The organism is Sutterella parvirubra YIT 11816 (assembly GCF_000250875.1).
GTDB lineage: Bacteria > Pseudomonadota > Gammaproteobacteria > Burkholderiales > Burkholderiaceae_F > Sutterella > Sutterella parvirubra.
This window is the reverse complement of sequence record NZ_JH604971.1, coordinates 1-3,961: the sequence shown is the minus strand read 5'-3', so window position 1 is coordinate 3,961 and position 3,961 is coordinate 1. Positions and strand designations below refer to the sequence as shown.

4 protein-coding genes are annotated in these 3,961 nt (G+C 65.9%); all 4 read left to right on the top strand.

Annotation, left to right across the window (positions count from 1 at the left end; all coding sequences use genetic code 11):
* Positions 1-211 precede the first annotated feature (211 nt).
* On the top strand, positions 212-1,141 hold the full coding sequence (gene arcC, locus HMPREF9440_RS05950) for a carbamate kinase (RefSeq protein ID WP_008542443.1): 930 nt from the start codon (positions 212-214) through the stop codon (positions 1,139-1,141).
* A 196-nt stretch (positions 1,142-1,337) separates the two neighbouring features.
* Complete coding sequence (locus HMPREF9440_RS05945; protein WP_008542442.1) at positions 1,338-2,396, top strand: AraC family transcriptional regulator; 1,059 nt, start codon at positions 1,338-1,340, stop codon at positions 2,394-2,396.
* Between the two features lie 87 nt (positions 2,397-2,483).
* On the top strand, positions 2,484-2,945 hold the full coding sequence (locus HMPREF9440_RS05940) for a hypothetical protein (RefSeq protein WP_008542441.1): 462 nt from the start codon (positions 2,484-2,486) through the stop codon (positions 2,943-2,945).
* 72 nt (positions 2,946-3,017) lie between these two features.
* Positions 3,018-3,578, top strand: coding sequence for a nitroreductase family protein (locus tag HMPREF9440_RS05935; RefSeq protein WP_008542440.1), 561 nt, complete (start codon positions 3,018-3,020; stop codon positions 3,576-3,578).
* Positions 3,579-3,961: the final 383 nt, after the last annotated feature.

Sequence of the window (3,961 nt, the reverse complement as noted above, 5' to 3'; positions counted from 1 at the left end):
GCGCATGGCGCTCCTCTCCGCCGTTGTCGGTGTGAACTGAAGCCCTTTGAGCTCTTGAGGCCGCGCCCGGGATTCCACCACCGGGCCGGCCCCACCGGGCGGCGGGCCGGACGAACCCGCCGCCCGATCTTCATCCCTTTTCCTTTTCTCGCTTTCGCCGGCCCGGCCGCCAGAGCCGCCGGACCGGCACTCTTTTCTGAGGATCCCCATCATGCGTATCGTGATTGCCCTGGGCGGGAACGCCCTTCTGAAGCGCGGCGAACCGATGACCTGTGAAAACCAGCGCGCGAACGTGCGCATCGCCGCCGAGCAGATCGCCAAGGCTTACGAAGGCAACGAACTCATCATCTCGCACGGGAACGGCCCGCAGGTCGGTCTCCTGGCGCTCCAGAACAACGCCTACAAGCCCGTTCCGATGTACCCGCTCGACGTGATCGGCGGCGAATCGCTCGGCATGATCGGCTACATGATCCAGCAGGAACTCGTGAACTTCGTGCCGAAGTCGGCGACCCTCGCCACGGTGCTCACGCAGACCCAGGTCGACCCGAAGGACCCCGCCTTCCAGAACCCGACGAAGCCCGTCGGTCCCGTCTACGACAAGGAAGAGGCCGAACGCCTCGCCAAGCAGCACGGCTGGACCATCGCCCAGGACAACGACAAGTACCGCCGCGTCGTGCCGAGTCCCGAACCGAAGCGCATCTGGGGTCTGAAGCCCTTGAAGACGCTCGTTGAGCACGGCCACATCGTCATCTGCTGCGGCGGTGGCGGCATCCCGACCTACTTCGACGAACAGGGGAACCTCGTCGGCGCCGAAGCCGTGATCGACAAGGACCTCGCGAGCTCGCTCCTCGCTTCCGAAGTCGAAGCCGACATCTTCGTGATCGCGACCGACGTCAACGGCGCCTACGTCGACTGGGGCAAGCCCACGCAGCGCCGGATCGCGGAAGCCGATCCGGAGTCGCTTCGCGCCTTCGGCTTCGCGAAGGGCTCGATGGGCCCGAAGGTCGAAGCGGTCTGCCGCTTCGTCGAAAAGACGGGCAAGCCCGCCGTGATCGGCGCGCTCTCGGAGATCGACCAGATTCTGGCCGGCAAGGCCGGTACGCGCGTCGTTCCCGAAAAGGGCGTCAAGTACGCGGAATGATCATGAGGGCCGACGCATCCCCCGGTCGGCCCTGAAAAAGGAGAGGCGTCTGCGGGAAACCGCAGGCGCTTCCGCGCAAGTACTCTAGTCACCGCCCGAAAGGACCGGTAGACTGGCGTTTTCAAAGCGTCCGGCCATCCCGTTTGGACCTTTTGAAAACCCCATTCCCCAACCCCTGGACGGAGCTTCCCCAACCATGAACACGACACTCACCGACGACACCGCGCTGCCCTTGGGCGACTCGATTCTCGCGAGTTGGGTACGTTCCATCTGCCAGACCGTCCGCGGCTACGGCCTCGACCCCGAGGCGCTCATGGAGCGCGCCGGGCTCGACACGTCGCTTCTCACCGTGCCGGAAGCGCGCTACCCCGCCATGAACATCCGCCGCTTCTGGGATGCGATCGTCAGCGCGACGGGGGACGAACTCGTGGGGCTTCGCTGCGGGCAGGAAATGCAGGTGGCGGCGCTCCACGGGCTGGGGCTCGCCATCGTCACGTGCCATTCGCTCGCGCAGGTCTTGGACCTCATGGCCCGCTACGGGAAGGTGATTTCCTCCACGATGGACATGAGCCTCTCGCACGACGCCCAGGGGACGACCCTGCGGCTTCGCACCCTCCACGGGAACGAAACGCGCCACGCGGCGCTGATGGCCGTGATCGCCTTCGTGCAGCGCCAGGCGAATTCGTTGGCGCAGCACAAGGTGACGCCCGTCGAAGGCTCGATCCGCATGCCCCGCGCGACGGAGGCGGTCCGCAGGAGGCTCGACGAATACTTCGGCTGCCGCGTGGAGACGGACTCCGAGACGCCCGCCTCGATCCGGTTTTCCTATGCCGACATCATGGAGCCCTACGCGAGCGCGAACGCGATTCTGCGCGAGGCGAACGAACACGTCGCGGTCCAGTACCTGAACCGCGTGCGCCAGAGCAGCTTCGCCGCCCGCGTCGAGGAAGAGATTCAGCGTCTTTTGGACGAAGGCGAGAGCGCGAAGATCAGCGACGTCGCGTCGCGCCTTCACCTTTCTTCCCGCACGCTCCAGCGGCGTCTGGAGTCGGAGAGCGTCTCCTTCGGCGAACTTCTCGAGAAGCACCGCCGCCAGATGGCGCACGACGCATTGGCACACACCGAGATGAGCATCACCGAGATCGCCTACACGATCGGGTTCTCGGATCCGTCCAACTTCTCCCGCACCTGCTACCGCTGGTTCGGAACGTCACCCTCCACATACCGGCGGCGCATCCGGCAGCTGCAGAAGTAATCTCTCCGTCGGGGCGCGCGGTTCGGGGCAACGACCGCTCGCCTCAGGCTTCAACCGCAAGAGCGCCCCGGCCTCAAGGAGCACCGTATGAGCGAAGCGCACATCCGACTGACGATTGACCCGCGGCTCAACGAGCTTTTTACCGCACTTGCCGCACTCGCTGAAGAAGCGGGCGGAGCATCGGCGGGAGGCCGCGTCGTCTGGCGAGAAGACGGCCACGACGTCGAAGCCCTGCTGACCGACAAGCCTTCTTCGGACGCCGTTCCCGGCTTCACAGTAGGGGCGGGCGACGCGTGCCGCCTCGTACGCATTCCGGACGAGAACCCCTGGTGCGTGCAGTGCCTCGAAGACGCCTTCCCCGCGCGCTTGGACAGCCGGGCCGAAGCGCCCGAAGGCCTGCCCTCCCCTGCGCCCCGCTCGAGCGGCTGCATCCGACTGCCCGCTGGGGACGCAGCCGAACACGCGAAGGCGCTCCGTCGCGCCGTCAACCTTCTAGTGCGGCGCCTGGACGCCGCCCGGGCCGTGATGTTTTTGGGGCGGACCGTTTGAAAGCGCCCCTCACGACCTCCCGACCAAGGACCGCAACACCACATCCACTCACATCCGAAGGAGTAACACACCATGAAGACCATCAAGCTCCCCGAACCCGCCGCCCTGACGATGTCCTTGGGCGAAGCGCTGAAGCTTCGCCGCACGAACCGCGATCCGAAGGCGGATCCGCTGACCGACGACAAGTTGGCCGCCATCCTTTGGGCCGCCGCCGGGATCACGTCGGAAGACGGCCGCCGCACGACGCCTTCGACGCTCGACCTGCGCGCGGTCGACGCCTACGTGCTCCGCGCGGACGGCGCCTGGCGCTTCAACGCCGCCGACATGACGCTCGAGCAGACGGCCGAAGAGGACGTCCGCCGCGTCTCCACCGCCTACCAGTTCGAGTACGTCGAGCGCGCCCCGGTGACGATCGTCTTCGTCGCCGACATGGAGCGCTCGAAGAACGCCCGTCCGCAGGGAGTCTGGGTCGACGCGGGCACGATGGGCCAGAGCTGCTACCTCGCCGCCACCGCTTTGGGCGTCGCCGGGTGCGTGCGCGCGTCGTTCGACCACGACGCGCTCCGCGACGCGATGAAGCTCCCCGCGCACCTCGAACCGATCGTGCTCTTCACGGCGGGTCTGCCCGCCTGATCGGCTTCCGAATCTTCGCCTCCCGCGGGATCCCGCCGGAGGCTCTGGAAAGGCCGCTCCCGGACGTCCGGTGGCGGCCTTTGCACATTCCGGGAGAGCGTCGCCGGCATGAGGGTTCAACGGCACTTCTCGGAGCCCCTTCTCGGAAATTCAGGATTCCCAGGGAAGCGCGCAAGGAGGAGATAAGCGGGAACGGAGCGCACGGGAGAGTCCTGCGCGCCGGAAAACCCACCCTAGAGAAACCACCTAGACCCAGCCGTCGTGAAATGACAAGTCCTTGTCGTCGAGTGTGGCGGGTGCGCCGGGGCGTTCCACAAAAATGGGGTTATTAAACATCCTGATAAATACTTCATGTTTTTCCTCCAAAAAACGGCCTCCTCATG

Coding starts and splice junctions, on each gene's coding strand:
- arcC (WP_008542443.1), top strand. CDS start 212: ATGCGTATCGTGATTGCCCTGGGCGGGAACGCCCTTCTGAAGCGCGGC.
- HMPREF9440_RS05945 (WP_008542442.1), top strand. CDS start 1,338: ATGAACACGACACTCACCGACGACACCGCGCTGCCCTTGGGCGACTCG.
- HMPREF9440_RS05940 (WP_008542441.1), top strand. CDS start 2,484: ATGAGCGAAGCGCACATCCGACTGACGATTGACCCGCGGCTCAACGAG.
- HMPREF9440_RS05935 (WP_008542440.1), top strand. CDS start 3,018: ATGAAGACCATCAAGCTCCCCGAACCCGCCGCCCTGACGATGTCCTTG.